Here is a 17,790-nt window from a genome sequence, read left to right on the forward strand (position 1 = left end):
TAATGCCGAGGGTCAGCTGATTGAACACCGTTTAAGAAAAAGGTTGTGAAAAAGTCGCTTAGTTTCGAGTATTAAGAAAAATTTTGTGGAAATGGCTTTCTACATTTTTGCATAAATTTGGCTTAATACCGAGAAACTGGCTTTTGAACACCGTTTAAGGAAGAGGTTGTGAAATCAGCGCTTTGTCCTGAGTATTAGAGAAACAAACGGAAAAATAGTTCCTCATATTTTGCCGTTTGTTGAGCTAATACCGAGGGTCAGCTGATTGAACACCGTTTAAGAAAGAGGTTGTGAAAAAGTCGCTTAGTTTCGAGTATTAAGAAAAATTTTGTGGAAATGGCTTTCTACATTTTTGCATAAATTGGACTTAATACCGAGAAACTGGCTTTTGAACACCGTTTAAGGAAGAGGTTGTGAGCCTGCCGTTCAGCTCCGAGTCACAAGGAGCAATTTCAAAAAACAGTTTCTCATGTTTGTTGAATATCGTGACTTGTGACCGAAGAGTTGGCAGGAGAACACTGTTTATTCGGAAAAAGGGACTGGGACACGTCTTTTGTCACAGTCCCCTATTTGTTAATTTCTCGGCGTGACATCTTCACCAAACCATTTATTGGAGATTTTTTGGAATTCCCCTGTTTTTTCTAATCGATCAAATGCTTCATTTATTTTCTTCACTAACGTATCATCTGACTTACGCACACCAACCGCAAAATCCTCACTTTCGTAAGAGCCTTTTGTCATGTTGAAGTCTTCTAGTTCGTTTCTTTGTTTCAAATAATAGTCCGCATATACTTTATCCATCAGCAAACCATCAATCCGTCCGCTTTTCAGATCAATCAGTGCTTCATTAAAACTATCGTACAAAACAGCATCTTGGTTTTTGACTCTCTCTTTTAACACTTCTGGTTGTTTCGTAAATACATCATAACCAGATGACCCATTTTGCGCACCTAATCTCTTATTTTTCATTTGCTCAAAGCTTGTGATTCCTGATTCTTTAGGTGTGATCAGCACTTGATCATTTTCCATATAAGGTTTTGTAAACTGCACTTTCTTTTCTCTTGCCGGTGTCTTGGAATAGCCATTCCAGATCAAGTCGATTGTTCCATTGTTCAGTTCAAATTCCTTCATCGACCAGTCAATAGGCTGAAAGTCTACCGTAATCCCATATTGTTCAAAGACTGCTTTGGCTAAATCAATATCGAATCCTGTAAGCTTCCCATCTTTATCTCTAAATCCCATAGGAACAAATGTATCGTCCAAACCTATAACGATTTTTTTCTCTTCGTTGATAGCCGCCCAATTATCTGCTGAAGCCTTTTTATTCGAACAGCCTGCAAAAAGAAGAAGACCTACGAGCAAAGCGAATAGAAAACTGATTTTTTTCATCTCTATCTTCTTCCTTTCTTAATGAATTGGGGAAACTTTTAATAGTTGATCACCGACATTTTCTGCAAATACGAGATCATGGGTGACAATGATTTGGGTTACCCCGTCTTCTTTCAATGATAGGATCAAACGCTCGACTTGCTGACGCAACTCAGGGTCTAAAGCACTCGTTGGTTCATCATAAGCCAATACCCGTGGATTCATGGCCAATGCTCTAGCAATCGCTACCCGTTGTTTTTGTCCGCCAGAAAGCTGATAAGGATAGTTATTCAATAAATCGCTAATCCCTAATGAAGCCGCTAATTCTTCTGCTTTTTTGGTGTATTCTTCTTTTGTCTGTTTCAATACCATTTTCGGTGCTAAAGTAATGTTTTCAAAAATATTCAGATGTGGAAATAGCTGGAAGTCTTGGAATACGACTCCTACAACTTGTTCTTTCATTTTAAGTTCGAATGGATTGAACGGTACACCGTCTAAATAAAATTCTCCGCTATCAGAGCTTTCTAAGCCAGCCAAGATACGTAAAAGTGTGGTTTTACCACCACCGGAAGGACCTACGATAGCTAATGTTTTCCCATCTGGAATGATTAGATCCAAATCTTTGATTATTTCTTTTTCACCAAATGCTTTGTTCACTTTCTTCAATTCAATCATACTTCTTCCTCCTATCAGTTAGCGGTAATAATTTAATTTTCCTTCAACTTGTTTCATTACGATTGTTAGAATACCAGTCAATGTAAGATAGATGATTGCCACTCCTAGCAAAGGCAGTAAAGTCGCGTCGCGTTCCATCGCGATTTTCCCGGCACGCATTACATCACCCAAACCTAATATATAGATCAAGGAAGAATCTTTGACCAAGTTGATAACTTCATTACCTACAGAAGGTAAAACAATCTTTGTCACTTGCGGGATGACGATTTTCGTTACCGTTTGGAAGGGACTTAATTGCAAAACTTGCGCTGCTTCATATTGACCTTGAGGAATCGATTGTATCCCTCCACGGAAGATCTCTGCAAAATAAGCGGCATAGTTCAAGATAAAAGCAATGAGCGCTGCTTCGAATCGATCAAAAACGATCCCAATCGTCGGCAAACCATAAAAAACAAAAATCAGCTGTAACAATAGTGGCGTTCCCCGCATGATCCATACATATGTTTGAAGAAAGTAGCGTAGCGGCTTAAAATGCAAGGACAATCCTAGTGCTAAAATAATCCCTAATGGCAACGAGCCAATCAAGGTAAATAAAAATAATTTCAATGTTGTGAGTGCTCCTACTAATAATTGCGGCATAACTTCAATTAAATACTCCATCTTCTTTTCCTCCTTTAAAATAAAAAAATCCTCTTGGCAAATGCCAAGAGGACGTATTATACGTGGTTCCACCTCTGTTTATTTTTTCCTTGCAGAAAAAACCTCACACAGTCGTTGCAAATCAGATGAAAACAAAACGTCCTTTGATCCGAAGATCAAAGGACGTTAATCACGTGGTTCCACCTTTTTTTACCGACTCCTCACGGAAAAGCCAGCCTTACCTGGTCATCTAGCAACGACCGCAGCTGTAACGGGCTCCCCGGATTTTCCTACTATACGCTTCAGAAAATCGACTCCAAGATGTGTTTCACGGTTAACTGCTGCCTCTTTCCACCAACCAGAGACTCTCTAAAAACACCTAACTGCTACTCTTCTTTTCGATGTCATTTGTTTTAACTTTACGTGTAATTTACATGATTATTTTTCATTTGTCAACTCTTGTCAACTCTTTTTTATGATACACTAATAAAAAAAGGAGGGTAATGCGCGATGAATCGTGCAACCGAACAAGAAGCTTATGAACTACTAAGAAAACTAGGTATCTCTTTTCAAAAAGTTGATCATCCTGCGATTACGTCAGTCAAAAATATCCCTTTTTCCCTACCTGGTCCGCAAGTAAAAAATCTATTATTGAAATCAAGAAAAGGAAAAAAAATCTATCTTGTCATCTTGCCTGATGAAAAGCATGCCGATTTAAAACAACTAGCTGAACAATTAAAAGAAAAGCGCTTATCTTTTGTTTCTGAAGAACAGCTTCCTGACCTTCTAGGAATTCCAGCAGGTACAGTGACTCCATTAGCATTGATGCACGACACAGAGAAAAAAATCCAAGTCGTGATCGATTCTGCTATTGATCGTCAAGATACCGTAGGCTTTCATCCAAATATCAATACCACTACGTTGATCATGGATTTTTCCGACTTTGAAAAGATACTTGTTTACTTAGAACATCTGCCAGTTTATGAAAATTTGTAATGATAGAGTAGTTTTCTTAATTCCCAATTCAAGCGTCTTTTTCTTTATTTAGCACAAAATATATCAGAAATTCTTTTAGCCAATCAAACAATGTAACAACTAGTATGAACGCTGAAAACTAGAGTATTCTTCCATAGTTAGCCAAATCCATATTTAATGATTCTACGAAAAGAGGCTGGGACAGAAGCGTTTAACTCCAAGAGATAAGAAGAAATTCACGAAAATTGCTTTTCAAATTTTTGTGAATTTCAGCTTATTTCCGAAGGAGTGGCTTCTGCTTCCGCCGTTTATACGTGTTTAGAGCGTGAGACAAAAGTGTTCTTTACTATTGTCCCATGCTCTTTTTGATTATAAAGCGGAATTTTATCCTTTTGCTTTCAGTCATATTTAACAAAAAATATTATATTCTGAATAACAAAAATTATTCTATCTAAACTTTTTTATATTTTTGTAAGAATATCCCTGTACAGATAGTTACTATCAATAAACCAATGATTACAGCAAAACTAGATTTTTTACTACTTGTTTTAGGAAGAATGTTTTTTGATTTATTTGTTATCTGTTTAGGTACAGCTCTCTTACTAATATAATTGGTTCTTTGTTCGCTAGATTCTCCTGTATGAGCAAATATTTGCAATTTTTGAGAGAATAGATTTCTAATTTTCTCTCTCTCTGTCTTCTCTGGAAAATTTTTCCACGGTGTTATATGGCTACCTGGTATAGATATATTTGTTTTGCCCGGTGTATAACTGTTTTTGATGTTATACCCGTCAATTGTCGTACTGTATTCTGGTACATTGTCTTCCGTTACAGTATAGATGATTTCTTGCCCGTCTTTGTATTTTGGCAGATTTGTGAAACGATAGCGCCAATCATCTTTTTCACTTACTTCTTTATGTTGGATTGGTTGACCGTCGGCTAATAGATTCACTGTGATCGTTGTCGGTCGTTTACCGTCTTGATTCTCATTGTCTTCCCATGTTTTTTGTCCTGAGACCGAAATGACTTCTCTATTCTCATTTGTAACGACTAGCCCGTTTTCAATTTTTTGATAACCTGAAGGGACGTAATCATTTCCGTTTTGGTCTACTTCTTGCACTTTAAACGTATATTCGTTTCCACTATCATCATACTGTTGGATATCTTCCCAAGTCACTGAAGTTATTCCATTATCTAATCGCTTTGTTTCTGCATCAGGAACTGGTTCCCAATTGTTTGTACTTTCTCTGAATAATTTAAAATAAATACTTGGTCTGGGAGTGGTTCCACCGTTCCAAATTTTAGTTGCTGTGATGTTCGTAACCTTTTTCTTGTTATAAATAGGTAAACTGACTCCCTCTGTATCATTTTCATTTATGGAGAATTTGAGTTCATTTGAACTTAGTGGATCAAAATCAATCCAATTGGGTGCTTCTTTTTCTTTTACAACATAATCTCCTACTTGCAGACCTTTGATACTAACTTCTCCCTGTTCATTCGAAGTCAACAGGATACTAGACTGTCCTTGAATAGGCTGTTCATCTGCTCGTCTTAATTCGAAAGTCACATTTGGGATACCAATCTCTGTGCCATTGATATATTTGAAAATCTTCAATTCGCCTCTAACTGTACCGTTGACTCCACCAGAAGCTGAAATATTTTTAACCGTATGATTGAAACCTTCTCCATCAACAGCAGGTTTATTAACTTCTTTAAACCAAGCTTTCGAATGATTCTCAAAACTTGTTTGTTCTGGGGTTTCTATAATCGTCTTATAACTCACCATTATTTTCCTAAGATTGACAAAGTTTTTTGGTATAGTTATTTCAATGTAATTATCATTTACTGAAAAATCAAATGTAGCACCGGGGAAATCTTGTAAAAATTGTTGGATTCCCTCTTCTCCTCTGTAAACTTTCTGTTCACCTAAGTGTATTTGATTAATTTCAAACGTACTTGGATCTAATCTTTGTCCACTTTGGATTTCATCACTGATTTTAACTGGTTGTTCAACGTAAGTGCCGTCATTGTTAATATTCAAAAACCATCGAATGTGCTCAGTATCTTCAGGAAGCATGTCTCCTGTTTTATAATAAAAAACGCTAGAAGAAGAACCAGAAGCTGGCTTTGTCACATTTACAGTAGCCGTTTTGTCACCACTCATCACGGTGAATGGCCCCGTATTTTCTTCACCAGTATCGGTTACGTTTCTGGCCTGGATCTCAAATTGCCCCCACCCTTCTACTGAGTCTATGTTTTTAATATTTTCATTAAATACAACCTGTGCAGAATCTTTTCTGACCGTTAAAGTTCCAACATTTTTATTTTCAATCATTAATGGGATTTCTTTCTGGAATCCTTCACCGCGAATATTTCCTTCACTTGGCCAATTGATCCAAAGATAATCACCTGGCTGGATATCTTGTTTTTTTTCGTCAAACGAGAATTTTACTTTTATGTTTCCTCCATCTGTAATATTCGTTGGGTCCACGGTCAACGAAGTGACGTTACTGCTGATATCTCTGCCTGCATCCGCATAGACATGAACAGGAATCAGTGATGTTATATTAGTAATAATAAATAACATTGATAAAATAATATTTCTACACTTTTTCATTTTTTCTATCTCCCCTATTCTAACTAAAAATAAAACCTACCATATCATCTCTCGAAAATCCTTTCTTCAATTCCTCCCCTACTCATTTCCAATCTTTTAACTAAAAAATTGATAGTTATTTTACAAATATTTATAAAAAATAAATATGCCAAAAAACTGTTTTTACAAGGTTTTTCCTAATGTAAATTATTTTTTCGCATATATTCATTTTATTTTACTTATTGCTTTCATTTTTTCAATCTATATTTCCAATTTTTAACTTACAAAAATGCAACGTGCATAAATAACTATAGTTGCATAAAATATTCTTTTAATTAGCATTATTATTTTATAACAGCTGTTTTTATGTTAAATAAAGAATAAAACACAATATAAAAAATACAGACTTTGTTCAAATAAACGAACCTAGCCTGTATTCTGTGATTGACGCTACTTTTTAATTCATTGAGATGAATAATCCATTTTTATAAATGCCCAAAAGTAATCGATGCCGAAGCCATTCCTCGACCTAATTCTTTTTCAAATTTTCCTATTGTTGATATCTCCATATAAAACGGTGAGACTGCTTTAGACAATTCTCCCTTGATTGCTAACGGACGTAAACTACGTTCCAAATTATTCATGACTTTAGGATAATACTGACCTTTTTCTAAGCCTGTTTTTGCTTCTATCAGAAGTATACGTTCCTTTTCATTGATCTCTGGATTTAAAACGAGATCATATAATTTTAGTACCATGTTTTCTATTTCTTCACTTTTAGACATCACGATTTCCTCCCAGAAATATATTTCTCCCCACTACATTCTATACACAAAGTATACGCCATTTTTAGTGGTTTTTAAATCACACAGACATAAAGAAAAAGACAGATATCCAACCAGGGTATCTGTCTTTTGCTTTATGCCAGCTATAGGGATCGAACCTACGACCTACGCGTTACGAGTGCGTTGCTCTACCAACTGAGCTAAGCTGGCCTTATCCAAAAGAAATTATATACTCTATTTGGCTGATTGTAAAGAGTTCGATGGAAAATTAGTTTAATTTCATGATATTTTTCATAAAACGTGGTATAATTGATGTGAAAGGCAGGTTTTATGAAAATGGCAACTTTTGGAAAATTTGATACAACTATCGTACCATCGGAAATTGGTGAAAAATTCAAGATCAATACTCACGTAATGTTCACGATTCACGGCAAGCCGCAAACTGGAACGATTTCAAAACAATTGAAAAATTCCGCTGTTGTTGAGATTGATGAAACTGCAGAAAATGCGAACTTGATGACGCAAAGCAAAGGTGTAGTAATCGTTAACTACAAAGAACTTAAAAAGATTTGAATTTGACCATCTCTGCATTTTTGGGATGGTTTTTTTATATACAAACGAAAGCTGTGAAAAAGCTGCTCTGCCTCAAACATTAAAAATGACCAAAAAAGGATGTGACAAAAGTTGTGTCACATCCTTTTTCATTTTACTTATTTTGTACCAAACAAACGGTCACCCGCATCCCCTAGTCCAGGAACGATATAACCATGTTCATTCAATTTTTCATCTAGAGAAGCTGTATAGATATCAATATCAGGATGCGCTTCTTGCAAAGCTTTTACTCCCTCAGGTGCTGCTACCAAACAAACAAATTTGATGTTCGACGCGCCACGTTCTTTCAATGCATCGATTGCCATGATTGCTGATCCACCTGTTGCCAACATTGGATCTACTACGAACAACTGACGTGCATCAATGTCTTCTGGAAGTTTGACGAAATATTCATGTGGCTCAAATGTTTCTTCATCTCGATAAAGACCGATATGGCCCACTTTAGCAGCTGGAATCAATTCCAAGATACCATCAACCATTCCGATACCTGCACGCAAGATTGGAATAATCGCTACTTTTTTACCGGACAACGTTTTTTGTGTTGTTTCAGTGATCGGTGTTTCGATCACGATGTCTTCCAACGGCATATCCCGTGATACTTCATATGCCATCAACATAGCGATTTCATCGACTACTTCACGAAAAACCTTTGTTCCGCAGTTTTTGTCCCGAATAATAGTTAGTTTGTGTTGAATCAATGGATGATCGATCACTTGAAATTTGCCCATTTTTTTAAGCTCTCCTTTGTTCTGTCGTTTCTTTTTAATTGTAAAACAAAATCAAGTGATTGACTAGTCAAACTCGCCATTTTTCCTAAGAAAATCCTTTTTTGAAAAGAAGTTTTCCTGCTGACAAGCAAAGCTTATTCTTTTTCCATGATCCAAGAAGTAGATAATGCCATTGCTGCACGCGTTGCCTTTGTCTGATCCATAGCATTTACCATGACGAAATCATGGATGATTCCTTGGAAGCGTACTTGTGTAACAGGAACCCCTGCATCACGAAGTTTGCGTGCATAAGCCTCGCCTTCCTCTCTTAATACATCCGCTTCTCCTGTCAAAATCATTGTCGGAGGTAGATCTTTTAGTTCATTCAGTTCTGCTCTCAAAGGCGAAGCTGTGATCTCAGCACGCTCTTCCTCATTCGTCGTGTATTGATCCCAAAACCATCTCATTCCTTCTCTTGTCAAAAAATAGTTTTCTCCGAATTCATGATAGGAATCTGTATCAAAATCAGCGTTGGTAACTGGATAATACAGCAATTGTTTAGATATTGGGAGCCCTTTTCGTTCTTTTGTTAAGATCGTCATGACTGTAGCCATGTTACCACCAACTGAATCTCCTGCAACGATTAGATTCTCGAGATCCAGATTTTTTGACTTGGCTAATTTATTCAGCTGTTGCAACACAGCATAATTTTGTTCAATTGCTATTGGATATTTCGCTTCAGGTGATCGACTATATTCTGGAAAGACAACGACAGAATTCGTGCGGACCGAAAGTTCTCTGATCAATTTATCATGGGTTTGAGTACTGCCAAAGACCCAACCAGCTCCATGGATATAAAAAATAACTGGTAATTTATCTATATTTCCTTCCGGTCGTACAAAACGAATATTGATTTTTCCCCATTCGCCAGTATCTACCATCAAGTCTTCAATATCAACGGAATATTTGTTCACAGGTGATTCTTGTACTTCTTCCAGTAATGCTCTTCCTTTTTCCGGTGCTAGTTCATAGATTCGCGGATGAGGTGCATTTGCATCACTGAATGCTATGGCTTCCTTTTCTAACGAGATACGATCAGTCATGACTTTTCCTCCCTGGGATTTAATGTGAAGACTAAAATTACACCTCATATACTAGAGAGCATCATCAATATTGTCAAAGAATCCGTTTTCTATAAAAAATAAAATAGAAAAAAACAGAAAAGTCCGGTATTGAACTTTTCTGTATTATTGTATTATATGGAATTTAAATTTTTATTTTTTATGCAATGGAAATTTTTCAGTTAATTCGCGTACACCTGTTTTGACTTCGTCTAATTGAGCATTGTCGCCTTTTGCTTGTAATGCTTTAACAACTAATTCAGCCACTTTTACAGCATCTTCTTCTTTAAGCCCGCGAGTAGTGATTGCTGGTGTACCGATTCGGATGCCGCTTGTTTTGAATGGACTTAGCGTTTCAAAAGGAATCGAGTTTTTATTTACCGTGATATTCACACTGTCCAAAATACTCTCTGCTTCTTTTCCATTTATACCTAACTCACGAACATCGATCAGCATCAGATGATTATCTGTCGCTCCTGAAATGACTCTTGTTCCGATTGCTTGATTGAATACTTTGACCATTGCTTTTGCATTGGCAATGATTTGTTCACTATATTCTTTAAATGCAGGATCTAGTGCTTCTTTGAATGCCGCTGCCTTCCCAGCAATCACATGCTCTAGAGGTCCGCCTTGAATACCAGGGAAGACCGCACTATTGATTTTTTTCGCTAATGTTTCATCGTTTGTCAAAATCATGCCGCCTCGAGGTCCGCGCAATGTTTTGTGAGTGGTAGTCGTTGTGATATCTGCATAAGGAACTGGATTAGGATGAAGTCCTGCTGCTACTAATCCTGCGATATGTGCCATATCTACCATCAGTTTTGCGCCTACTTCATCTGCGATTTCTCTGAATTTCGCAAAGTCGATCGTTCGTCCGTAAGCACTGGCACCTGCTACAATCAATTTTGGTTGATGTTTTCTAGCTAAAATACGTACCACATTATAATCAATAACTTCTGTTGTCGGATCAACACCGTAAGCAACAAAGTGATAGGTTTTGCCACTGAAGTTGACTGGTGATCCATGTGTTAGATGTCCGCCTGCGGAAAGATCCATTCCTAAGATCGTGTCCCCTGGTTCTACCAAAGCGAGATAAGCAGCCGTGTTGGCTTGAGAGCCGGAGTGAGGTTGGACGTTCGCAAATTTCGCTCCGAATAATTCTTTTGCACGGTCAATCGCTAAATTTTCAACGATGTCGACAAATTCACATCCTCCATAATAGCGATGCCCTGGATAACCTTCTGCGTATTTATTTGTCAAAATACTTCCTTGCGCAGCCATCACTGCTTCGGAGACAAAGTTTTCAGAGGCAATCAGCTCCAAATTATGTTCTTGTCTTTCTTCTTCTTTGGCGATCGCAGCCCAAAGATCAGGGTCAAACGTTTTGTAATCTACCACAAACAACAGCTCCTTTTTATTTTCCTACAATTTTATTTTTCCCATCAAAAACAAATTGCCAAATATTCGTATCTCTTCTATTCACACTTCGTTTTTCGTTCACTGATAGAAGATTTACTTGATAGCATTGTATCATACTAAAAGAATGCGGCAATAACCAATTGATCATTTTTCAAAATAATTTTGTCCAGCTGCTTTTTTCAAGCGATTCATATAAGCATTCCCCAATCCAGTTTCTGGATATACTTGTACAAAAATCAAATCTAACCCAAGTGTTGGTTCATCTAATCCTCTTAGACCTGCAAACAATCCTTTAGCCGCCGCTTCTACTGAGTTGTCGTTATACATATAAACAGCTGCAGTATCTGTCCGCACTTGATCCGAAATTTCGGGGCTTGCTATGACACCTACACGGATCTTCTTATTTTTTGCCCATTGAACTGCAGTTGACCAATCGCCCTCTCTGACCATCAGAACACGTGTATCGGGTGAGTAGTGCTTGTATTTCATCCCAGGAGCTTTTGGTGTTTCATTTTCTTTTACAAGATGCTGATCAATAGCAACAGGAGATTCGATGACTGCTTCGATTTGTTCTTTCGTTACTGCACCTGGTCGTAAGATCATAGGCATGGCTGTTGGATCACTTAAATCAAGAACAGTGGATTCTACTCCAATTCGCGTAGCTCCATCATCAATGATCCCGGTAATTTTTCCTTGTAGATCATGGAATACATGATCTGCAGTTGTCGGACTTGGTTTTCCCGACGTATTTGCACTTGGACCGACAAGCGGAACCCCTGAAAGTTCGATTACTTCTAGTGTTTTTTTGTTATCCGGCATACGAAATGCAGCTGTGGATAATCCTCCTGTTACAACTGAGGGCAAGGTATCTTTTTTGATTTTAAATATCAAAGTTAGTGGTCCAGGCCAGAAGTTCTTCACAATCTTCTCTGTTTCTGGATGAAAGTTGTCCACATACTCTTTCACTTGTTCAAAAGAGGCGACATGGACGATCAATGGATTGTCTTGAGGTCTTCCTTTTACAGAAAACACTTTCTTGACAGTATTTGGCAATAGAGCATTGGCGCCCAATCCATACACTGTTTCAGTAGGAAAAGCAACAAGTTCTCCTGCTTTCAGTGCTTTGGCTGCCTCTTTTAATTCAGTTTCATCATAACGTTTCGTTTCCACAGTTTATCCACAACCCCTTTTTCATACGTTCTTGTTTTATCCAACTTTATCCTCAAGTTTTCCACTGACTGTGGATCATTCGTTTGTCAATAGTGGATAAACTTGTTGATAAGCCAAAAAGTCGTTTACATCCTTGTCAAATTAGTGTTTTTTTATAATAAAAAAACAAATAAAAATTTTTTCATCCACAGCTTCAACTGTAGACTTGGATCATTCGTTCATTACCAAAAAGATCCTTTTTTATCGCCACTTTTTTATCTGGAAATGCTTGCTGGAATATTTTTTTTACTGCTTCACCTTGGCGAAATCCGATTTCTAAAAAAATCTTTCCATTTGGTTTTAGTACGCTTGGTGCTTCAACTGCTATTTTTTCATAAACAGCTAATCCATCGTTCTCCGCAAAAAGGGCCATCTTAGGTTCGAATGACCGGACACTTTCATCCATCAGTTCCCATTCATTCCGACTGATGTACGGCGGATTAGAAATAATCACATCAAATCGCCGATCCTGTACTGGTTCCAATGTATTCCCATGGTAAAAACTGATTTTCGTTCCTTCGTGCTGAGCATTTTCTTTCGCGACTTCTAATGCTTCTTCAGAAAGATCTACGGCAGATACATGCCAATTTTTTCTTGCTGCTTTCAAACTAATAGCAATCGCCCCAGTCCCTGTCCCGATATCTATCACTTCCAATGGTACATCAGGCGTCTCGTCTAAACACCACTCCACTAACTCTTCTGTTTCTGGTCGAGGAATCAGTGTTTCTTCGGTTACCTTCAACCGATGATCATAAAAATCTACATATCCTAGCAAATACTGAGGCGGATGATCTGCAAGCAGAAGTCGCAGATCTGTTTCGATCAACTGTTGTTCTTCTTCTGAAATCTCTTCGTTCATATGAAGGAGCCAATCAAGTTTTTTCCATTGTTTTCGTTCCAAAAATAAAAATTGGATACTGTATGCTTCTTTTCCATGATCCTCTAAAAAAGAAGAAGCCCGTGACAGGACTTCTCGATAGGTCATTTTACCCATTTTGCATAGCTTCCAGTTTTGATGTTTGATCATACATGATCAATGCATCAACGATTTCATCCAATTTCCCTGCTAAAATCTGATCTAATTTTTGGATAGTTAATCCGATACGGTGATCAGTCACGCGATTTTGTGGGAAATTATACGTCCGAATCCGTTCTGAACGATCCCCAGTTCCGACTGCTGATTTTCGATTGGCATCATATTCACTTTGTGCTTCTTGTTGAATCTTATCATACACACGAGCACGCAAGATCTTCATTGCTTTTTCACGGTTCTTGATCTGAGAACGTTCATCCTGCATAGCAACGACGATCCCTGTTGGTAAGTGAGTCAAACGTACCGCAGATGCTGTTTTATTGACGTGCTGTCCGCCAGCACCTGAAGCATGATAGATATCTGTGCGGATATCTTTGTCTTCGATATCGATCTCTACTTCTTCAGCTTCTGGCATCACGACAACTGTCGCTGTGGAAGTATGGATACGCCCTTGCGATTCAGTTGAAGGAACACGTTGGACACGATGTGCACCACTTTCATATTTTAATTTCGAATAAACATTCTCTCCGGTAATCATCATAATCACTTCTTTGTATCCACCGATCCCGGTAACATTTGCTTCCATCACTTCTGTTTTCCAACCTTGTGCTTCAGCATACTTTTGGTACATATTGAAAAGATCACCCGCGAATAAGGCTGCTTCGTCTCCACCTGCTGCTCCGCGGATTTCCATGATGATATTTTTATCGTCATTTGGATCTTTTGGTAAAAGCAAGATCTTGATTTTTTCTTCTAAGACTTCTTTTTCTTTTTTTAACTCAGATAATTCTTCTTTTGCTAGTTCAGCCATTTCATCATCCAGTTTTTCACCAAGCAGTTCTTCTGTATCGGTGATCCCTTGTACTACTTCTTTATAACGACGATAAACTTCGACTGTTTCGCGCGTGTTTGCTTCTTCTTTTGAAAGTTGCATAAAGCGCTTTGTATCAGAAATCACTTCTGGGTCACTTAAAAGTTCTCCAAGCTCTTCATAACGGTCTTCAATTGATTGTAATTGATCGTACATGCTTATTCTCCTTCTGTAATCATTGATGGATGAAAGTAATGTTTTCGACAAACGGGGTAATAAGCTTCATTTCCGCCAATTTGCACTTGATCGCCTTCATAAACAGGTTTCCCATCAATATAATGTAAATTCATGATTGCTTTTTTGTGGCAGAACCAACAGATCGTTTTCATTTCTTCAATCTTGTCTGCGTAAAGCAATAAATATTTTGATCCTTCAAATAACTCGTTTCGAAAATCATTTTTCAAACCAAACGCCATAACCGGAATATCCAATTCATCCACGATTCTCGTAAAAGCAATGACATGTTTCTTTTTTAAGAACTGCGCTTCATCGATCAGCACACAATAGGGTTTGCTTTCCATGTTCTGAATCACGTCAAATACGTCTGTTTCTTCAAATATCGGCATTGCTTCACGTTTCAGTCCGATTCGGCTTGAAACAACGCCTAAACCATCTCTCGTATCAATACCGCTTGTCATCAAGACAACTGGTTTATTTTGTTCTTCATAATTATGTGCGACTTTTAGGATCTCGATTGTCTTGCCGCTATTCATTGCGCCATACTTAAAAAATAGTTGTGCCATGCTCTTTTTCACCTTCCAGTTTGTTCCTATGGTATTATACTTGATTTTCAACATTTTTTACAGTGAGAATTTTCATCAAGCACAGATTATCGTTCAAATCCCTTGCTTACTTTTGTTCCAATTTTTTGACAAGAACTAAATAAGGCGATCCATTTATCTTATCTTTCTAGAAAAATTTCTGTCCTTGAAAATTCTTAGGATTTATAAAAATAAGTACATCTGCTAAATACTTTCTTTTTGAATTGAGTATAGCATGTTTTCTTTCTTTTCACGTGCTATAATAAGTTAAAATTCCAAAGTTTTATGTAAGGAGCTATTTGATGACAAAAAATATTTTTGATTCCATCGCTAATCATTATGATTCCCCTGACCGTCAAGCATTAGCCAAGATTATTCGCGAAGAACTAACAACTTATCTACCGCGCGACAGCCACCAAAAAGTCCTGCTGGATTACGGAGGCGGAACTGGGCTTGTGAGTTTACCGCTTGCGGAAAGATTCAAAGAACTGATCATTGCCGATGCTTCAGAAACTATGTTGAAAATGGTAGAAGAAAAGATCCAAGCAGCAGATCTGAAAAATGTCCGAACGATCCACGCTGATGCTTCTGTCGAATTTCCTGCTATCCAAGCAGATGTGATCCTTCTATCACTCGTACTTTTGCACATTCCTGATACGAAGACTATTCTCATGAAACTTTTCGAACTTTTAGCTCCTGGCGGTCAACTGATTATTGTAGATTTTGACAAGAATGAACAAATCAGTCATCCGAAAGTCCATAATGGCTTTATCCAAGAAGAATTGAACGATCGATTGAAAAAAACTGGCTTTGTCTCTACTGCTAGTCATACTTTTCATCGTGGAGAAAAGCTATTTATGAACAAAAACGCTTCGCTTTTCCTATCCATCAGCCAAAAAGCTTAAAAAGAAGCTGTGACAAAAATATGTCACAGCTTCTTTTTTCGTTTAAACGGTGTTCCAAAAGCAGTTTCTTATTTCTTGAAGCTGACCACTTCTGTCACAACCTCTTCTTTTTATTTTTTCATCAAATGATTTTGATTTCGGAAAGAGGCCAGTAGCGGAAAACAACTTTGCCTTGGATCATATCTTTGTCGACTAACCCAAACATTCGGCTGTCTTTTGAAATCAAACGGTTATCACCCAGAACAAGATACTTTCCTTTTGGCACAGTATATTCAAAATCGCTCGTAAAGGTAGAGGCACTTTCTGCTTGTGCTTGGAACCCTGAACTATAAGCATACTCTCCTTGTAACTTATCTTCTGAAAATTCTTTTTTGAACTTATCTAGATAAGGCTCATCATACTTTTTGCCATTAATGGTCAACTGGTCATTTTCCATCTTAACTGTGTCCCCAGGCATACCAATGATTCGTTTAACGATCATTCGTTCTTCATCCCCTGGTTCCTTCGTAGTAATGATGTCCATTCGTTCATAGTTCGAGATTTTAGATGAAATCAGTCGTTGTCCATCACTTAATGTAGGGTCCATCGAATGTCCGTTTACAGTGACTGGTGTAAACACGTACACTCTAGCTAATAAAATAGCCGCTAATACAAGGATCAGAATCCCCCAATTTTTCAAAAATTCTTTCACAGCTTACCTCCTACTTATATTTCCTCGTTATTTATTACATTTTTTTACGATATTTCATTGTACTCTCTTTATTCTACAATGTTTATAAATGAAAGGAAAGAATAAGTGACGTGTTCGTTCTATTTTTCTCGTTATATAAAAAAGGGGCATGACAAAAGTCATGTCACATCCCCTTATGAATGTCTTCTTCTTTGGCTCCGACTATAAACAACTTGTTCTTCTTGTGATTGTGCTTTTTTTGCAATTAATTTCAGGCGATAAGGCTCATGATAACGCAACCCGTCTTTGACAAAATCACCGCCAACGATGAACAATCCGACAGGTTCTAATGTGTCTTCTGTTGAGCTCAGCCGAATGGTCCCTACTTTTTCCATGTCCGAGTAGCTTCGTCCAATATTTAGAACATACTCTTTCTCTCCTGTTTTCTTGACATAGTAATAAGGATACAACGTATTTCTATCGACAAGAAATCCATCCATGCGACCGAGTTCATTTATTTTGATCTCACCATTTCCAATCAAGTACCGCATATTCTCGGCTAATTTCAATTGGTAATCTTCGTCATAAGAAACCATGACCTCTTGTGTATTCACTTTATCGATCGAATTTCCATTATTGATTGTTTCTTCTGTCTGGATGTTGAACGCTTCATCAGGCAAATACTTCACAAAAAGCTGTGTGACATCGGCTTTCGTGTTTTTATCTAAAAAGTAATAAAATACATTTAAAACAGTAAAATAAACAAGCACTAGAAATGCAAGTCCATATAAGAAAAATTGAAGATAGTTTTGGTTTTGCCAAAGTCCATAAACAATTCTCAATAAATAAAGCGTGGGGATCACACTTAAAATCGTATATCCACGGTTAAGATATTTAGGACTGATGTCTAAATAGCCAAGGAATTTATGCACCCCATTGATAAGGTCTAGTAAAAATGTCATTGAGAATCACCTGCTTGTTGGTTATACGTTTGGGTATTTCCTGAATCTTGGTTTTGCTGTGCTGTACGTGCTGCATCATCATTTTGCGTGTTATCATCTACAGTCGTACTGCTTGGTATCGTTTCGGAGCTAGCACTTGTATCCGGACTTGTACTTGGATTGGTTGAATCCGATGAAGTGCCATCTGGTACCGTATTGCTTGTTTCGCTTGAGCTGTCAGTTGTATATGTCTCATCATACGACGAACTAGTTGTTGTGTCGTCCCATGTACTTGTCGTAGTGGTTTCATTCAAACTTTCCGTTGTTGTTGGTTCAGATGTCGAGACTGAAGTAGTTGGTGTTGTTTCTTCTACAGTACTAGAACTTGAACTGGGTGCACGGTAGCTGGAACTATTCACAATACCTGTAGTAGTCGCGACAATCGTCGAGATTGTTAATACAGCGATTGGCTTCAAAATAGGTGCTACTTTTCGCATCTTATC

General features: G+C 37.6%; 18 protein-coding genes, 1 tRNA gene and 1 other annotated feature. Of the genes, 3 read left to right on the top strand and 16 right to left on the bottom strand.

Annotation, left to right across the window (positions count from 1 at the left end):
• Positions 1–573: 573 nt before the first annotated feature.
• Genes FTX43_RS02200 through FTX43_RS02210 form a run of 3 tightly spaced genes read right to left on the bottom strand, consistent with a single transcriptional unit; the run spans position 574 to position 2,703 of the window.
• Positions 574–1,389 (bottom strand): amino acid ABC transporter substrate-binding protein, encoded by an 816-nt coding sequence (locus FTX43_RS02200; protein WP_002310125.1) that lies wholly within the window; start codon positions 1,387–1,389, stop codon positions 574–576.
• An 18-nt stretch (positions 1,390–1,407) separates the two neighbouring features.
• Positions 1,408–2,043, bottom strand: a complete 636-nt coding sequence (locus FTX43_RS02205) for an amino acid ABC transporter ATP-binding protein (RefSeq protein ID WP_002314089.1) — start codon at positions 2,041–2,043, stop codon at positions 1,408–1,410.
• Between the two features lie 18 nt (positions 2,044–2,061).
• Positions 2,062–2,703: an amino acid ABC transporter permease gene (locus FTX43_RS02210; protein WP_002293344.1), complete on the bottom strand. Its 642-nt coding sequence runs from the start codon at positions 2,701–2,703 to the stop codon at positions 2,062–2,064.
• A 44-nt stretch (positions 2,704–2,747) separates the two neighbouring features.
• Positions 2,748–3,093 (bottom strand) — a binding site (T-box leader).
• A 99-nt stretch (positions 3,094–3,192) separates the two neighbouring features.
• Here FTX43_RS02210 and FTX43_RS02215 point away from each other — a divergent pair.
• Positions 3,193–3,678: a prolyl-tRNA synthetase associated domain-containing protein gene (locus tag FTX43_RS02215; RefSeq protein ID WP_002310123.1), complete on the top strand. Its 486-nt coding sequence runs from the start codon at positions 3,193–3,195 to the stop codon at positions 3,676–3,678.
• A 430-nt stretch (positions 3,679–4,108) separates the two neighbouring features.
• On the opposite strand, the gene acm is transcribed toward FTX43_RS02215, so the two are convergent.
• The 3 genes from acm to FTX43_RS02230 form a co-directional block, all read right to left on the bottom strand.
• On the bottom strand, positions 4,109–6,274 hold the full coding sequence (acm, locus tag FTX43_RS02220) for a collagen-binding MSCRAMM adhesin Acm (protein ID WP_073490474.1): 2,166 nt from the start codon (positions 6,272–6,274) through the stop codon (positions 4,109–4,111).
• 464 nt (positions 6,275–6,738) lie between these two features.
• Positions 6,739–7,038 carry a bacteriocin immunity protein gene (locus tag FTX43_RS02225; protein WP_002310121.1) on the bottom strand — a complete coding sequence of 100 codons (300 nt, stop codon included), beginning with the start codon at positions 7,036–7,038 and terminating at the stop codon, positions 6,739–6,741.
• A 137-nt stretch (positions 7,039–7,175) separates the two neighbouring features.
• Positions 7,176–7,248 (bottom strand) — tRNA-Thr (locus FTX43_RS02230).
• A gap of 120 nt (positions 7,249–7,368) precedes the next feature.
• Between FTX43_RS02230 and FTX43_RS02235 the strand changes: the two genes are divergently transcribed.
• Positions 7,369–7,611 (top strand): hypothetical protein, encoded by a 243-nt coding sequence (locus FTX43_RS02235; RefSeq protein WP_002291542.1) that lies wholly within the window; start codon positions 7,369–7,371, stop codon positions 7,609–7,611.
• Positions 7,612–7,748: 137 nt separating this feature from the next.
• On the opposite strand, the gene upp is transcribed toward FTX43_RS02235, so the two are convergent.
• The 7 genes from upp to FTX43_RS02270 form a co-directional block, all read right to left on the bottom strand.
• Entirely contained in the window at positions 7,749–8,378 is a 630-nt protein-coding gene (gene upp, locus FTX43_RS02240; RefSeq protein ID WP_002291540.1) for a uracil phosphoribosyltransferase, read from the bottom strand.
• A gap of 134 nt (positions 8,379–8,512) precedes the next feature.
• Complete coding sequence (locus FTX43_RS02245) at positions 8,513–9,460, bottom strand: alpha/beta hydrolase (protein WP_080491738.1); 948 nt, start codon at positions 9,458–9,460, stop codon at positions 8,513–8,515.
• A gap of 171 nt (positions 9,461–9,631) precedes the next feature.
• Positions 9,632–10,876, bottom strand: a complete 1,245-nt coding sequence (gene glyA, locus FTX43_RS02250; protein ID WP_002310116.1) for a serine hydroxymethyltransferase — start codon at positions 10,874–10,876, stop codon at positions 9,632–9,634.
• A 165-nt stretch (positions 10,877–11,041) separates the two neighbouring features.
• Positions 11,042–12,067: an L-threonylcarbamoyladenylate synthase gene (locus tag FTX43_RS02255; protein ID WP_002320384.1), complete on the bottom strand. Its 1,026-nt coding sequence runs from the start codon at positions 12,065–12,067 to the stop codon at positions 11,042–11,044.
• A gap of 193 nt (positions 12,068–12,260) precedes the next feature.
• On the bottom strand, positions 12,261–13,100 hold the full coding sequence (prmC, locus tag FTX43_RS02260; RefSeq protein ID WP_073490472.1) for a peptide chain release factor N(5)-glutamine methyltransferase: 840 nt from the start codon (positions 13,098–13,100) through the stop codon (positions 12,261–12,263).
• Positions 13,093–14,166, bottom strand: coding sequence for a peptide chain release factor 1 (gene prfA / locus FTX43_RS02265; RefSeq protein WP_002291519.1), 1,074 nt, complete (start codon positions 14,164–14,166; stop codon positions 13,093–13,095). Before prfA ends, prmC begins: the two co-directional genes overlap by 8 nt.
• Positions 14,167–14,168: 2 nt before the next feature.
• Positions 14,169–14,753, bottom strand: coding sequence for a thymidine kinase (locus FTX43_RS02270; protein ID WP_002291517.1), 585 nt, complete (start codon positions 14,751–14,753; stop codon positions 14,169–14,171).
• Positions 14,754–15,073: 320 nt separating this feature from the next.
• On the opposite strand from FTX43_RS02270, the gene FTX43_RS02275 reads away from it, so the two are divergent.
• Positions 15,074–15,676: a class I SAM-dependent methyltransferase gene (locus tag FTX43_RS02275; RefSeq protein ID WP_002314093.1), complete on the top strand. Its 603-nt coding sequence runs from the start codon at positions 15,074–15,076 to the stop codon at positions 15,674–15,676.
• 121 nt (positions 15,677–15,797) lie between these two features.
• Here the strand turns inward: FTX43_RS02275 and lepB are convergent, their stop codons facing one another.
• From lepB to FTX43_RS02290, 3 genes are all read right to left on the bottom strand, one after another.
• On the bottom strand, positions 15,798–16,367 hold the full coding sequence (lepB, locus tag FTX43_RS02280) for a signal peptidase I (RefSeq protein WP_002316795.1): 570 nt from the start codon (positions 16,365–16,367) through the stop codon (positions 15,798–15,800).
• 173 nt (positions 16,368–16,540) lie between these two features.
• Positions 16,541–17,308 carry a DUF6681 family protein gene (locus FTX43_RS02285; protein ID WP_002310109.1) on the bottom strand — a complete coding sequence of 256 codons (768 nt, stop codon included), beginning with the start codon at positions 17,306–17,308 and terminating at the stop codon, positions 16,541–16,543.
• On the bottom strand, positions 17,305–17,784 hold the full coding sequence (locus tag FTX43_RS02290; RefSeq protein ID WP_002310106.1) for a hypothetical protein: 480 nt from the start codon (positions 17,782–17,784) through the stop codon (positions 17,305–17,307). The genes FTX43_RS02285 and FTX43_RS02290 overlap by 4 nt, the downstream gene beginning before the upstream one ends.
• Positions 17,785–17,790: the final 6 nt, after the last annotated feature.

The organism is Enterococcus sp. DA9 (genome assembly GCF_008000875.1).
GTDB lineage: Bacteria > Bacillota > Bacilli > Lactobacillales > Enterococcaceae > Enterococcus_B > Enterococcus_B lactis.

Coding starts and splice junctions, on each gene's coding strand:
- FTX43_RS02200 (WP_002310125.1), bottom strand. CDS start 1,389: ATGAAAAAAATCAGTTTTCTATTCGCTTTGCTCGTAGGTCTTCTTCTT.
- FTX43_RS02205 (WP_002314089.1), bottom strand. CDS start 2,043: ATGATTGAATTGAAGAAAGTGAACAAAGCATTTGGTGAAAAAGAAATA.
- FTX43_RS02210 (WP_002293344.1), bottom strand. CDS start 2,703: ATGGAGTATTTAATTGAAGTTATGCCGCAATTATTAGTAGGAGCACTC.
- FTX43_RS02215 (WP_002310123.1), top strand. CDS start 3,193: ATGAATCGTGCAACCGAACAAGAAGCTTATGAACTACTAAGAAAACTA.
- acm (WP_073490474.1), bottom strand. CDS start 6,274: ATGAAAAAGTGTAGAAATATTATTTTATCAATGTTATTTATTATTACT.
- FTX43_RS02225 (WP_002310121.1), bottom strand. CDS start 7,038: ATGTCTAAAAGTGAAGAAATAGAAAACATGGTACTAAAATTATATGAT.
- FTX43_RS02235 (WP_002291542.1), top strand. CDS start 7,369: ATGAAAATGGCAACTTTTGGAAAATTTGATACAACTATCGTACCATCG.
- upp (WP_002291540.1), bottom strand. CDS start 8,378: ATGGGCAAATTTCAAGTGATCGATCATCCATTGATTCAACACAAACTA.
- FTX43_RS02245 (WP_080491738.1), bottom strand. CDS start 9,460: ATGACTGATCGTATCTCGTTAGAAAAGGAAGCCATAGCATTCAGTGAT.
- prmC (WP_073490472.1), bottom strand. CDS start 13,100: ATGGGTAAAATGACCTATCGAGAAGTCCTGTCACGGGCTTCTTCTTTT.
- prfA (WP_002291519.1), bottom strand. CDS start 14,166: ATGTACGATCAATTACAATCAATTGAAGACCGTTATGAAGAGCTTGGA.
- FTX43_RS02270 (WP_002291517.1), bottom strand. CDS start 14,753: ATGGCACAACTATTTTTTAAGTATGGCGCAATGAATAGCGGCAAGACA.
- FTX43_RS02275 (WP_002314093.1), top strand. CDS start 15,074: ATGACAAAAAATATTTTTGATTCCATCGCTAATCATTATGATTCCCCT.
- FTX43_RS02285 (WP_002310109.1), bottom strand. CDS start 17,308: ATGACATTTTTACTAGACCTTATCAATGGGGTGCATAAATTCCTTGGC.
- FTX43_RS02290 (WP_002310106.1), bottom strand. CDS start 17,784: ATGCGAAAAGTAGCACCTATTTTGAAGCCAATCGCTGTATTAACAATC.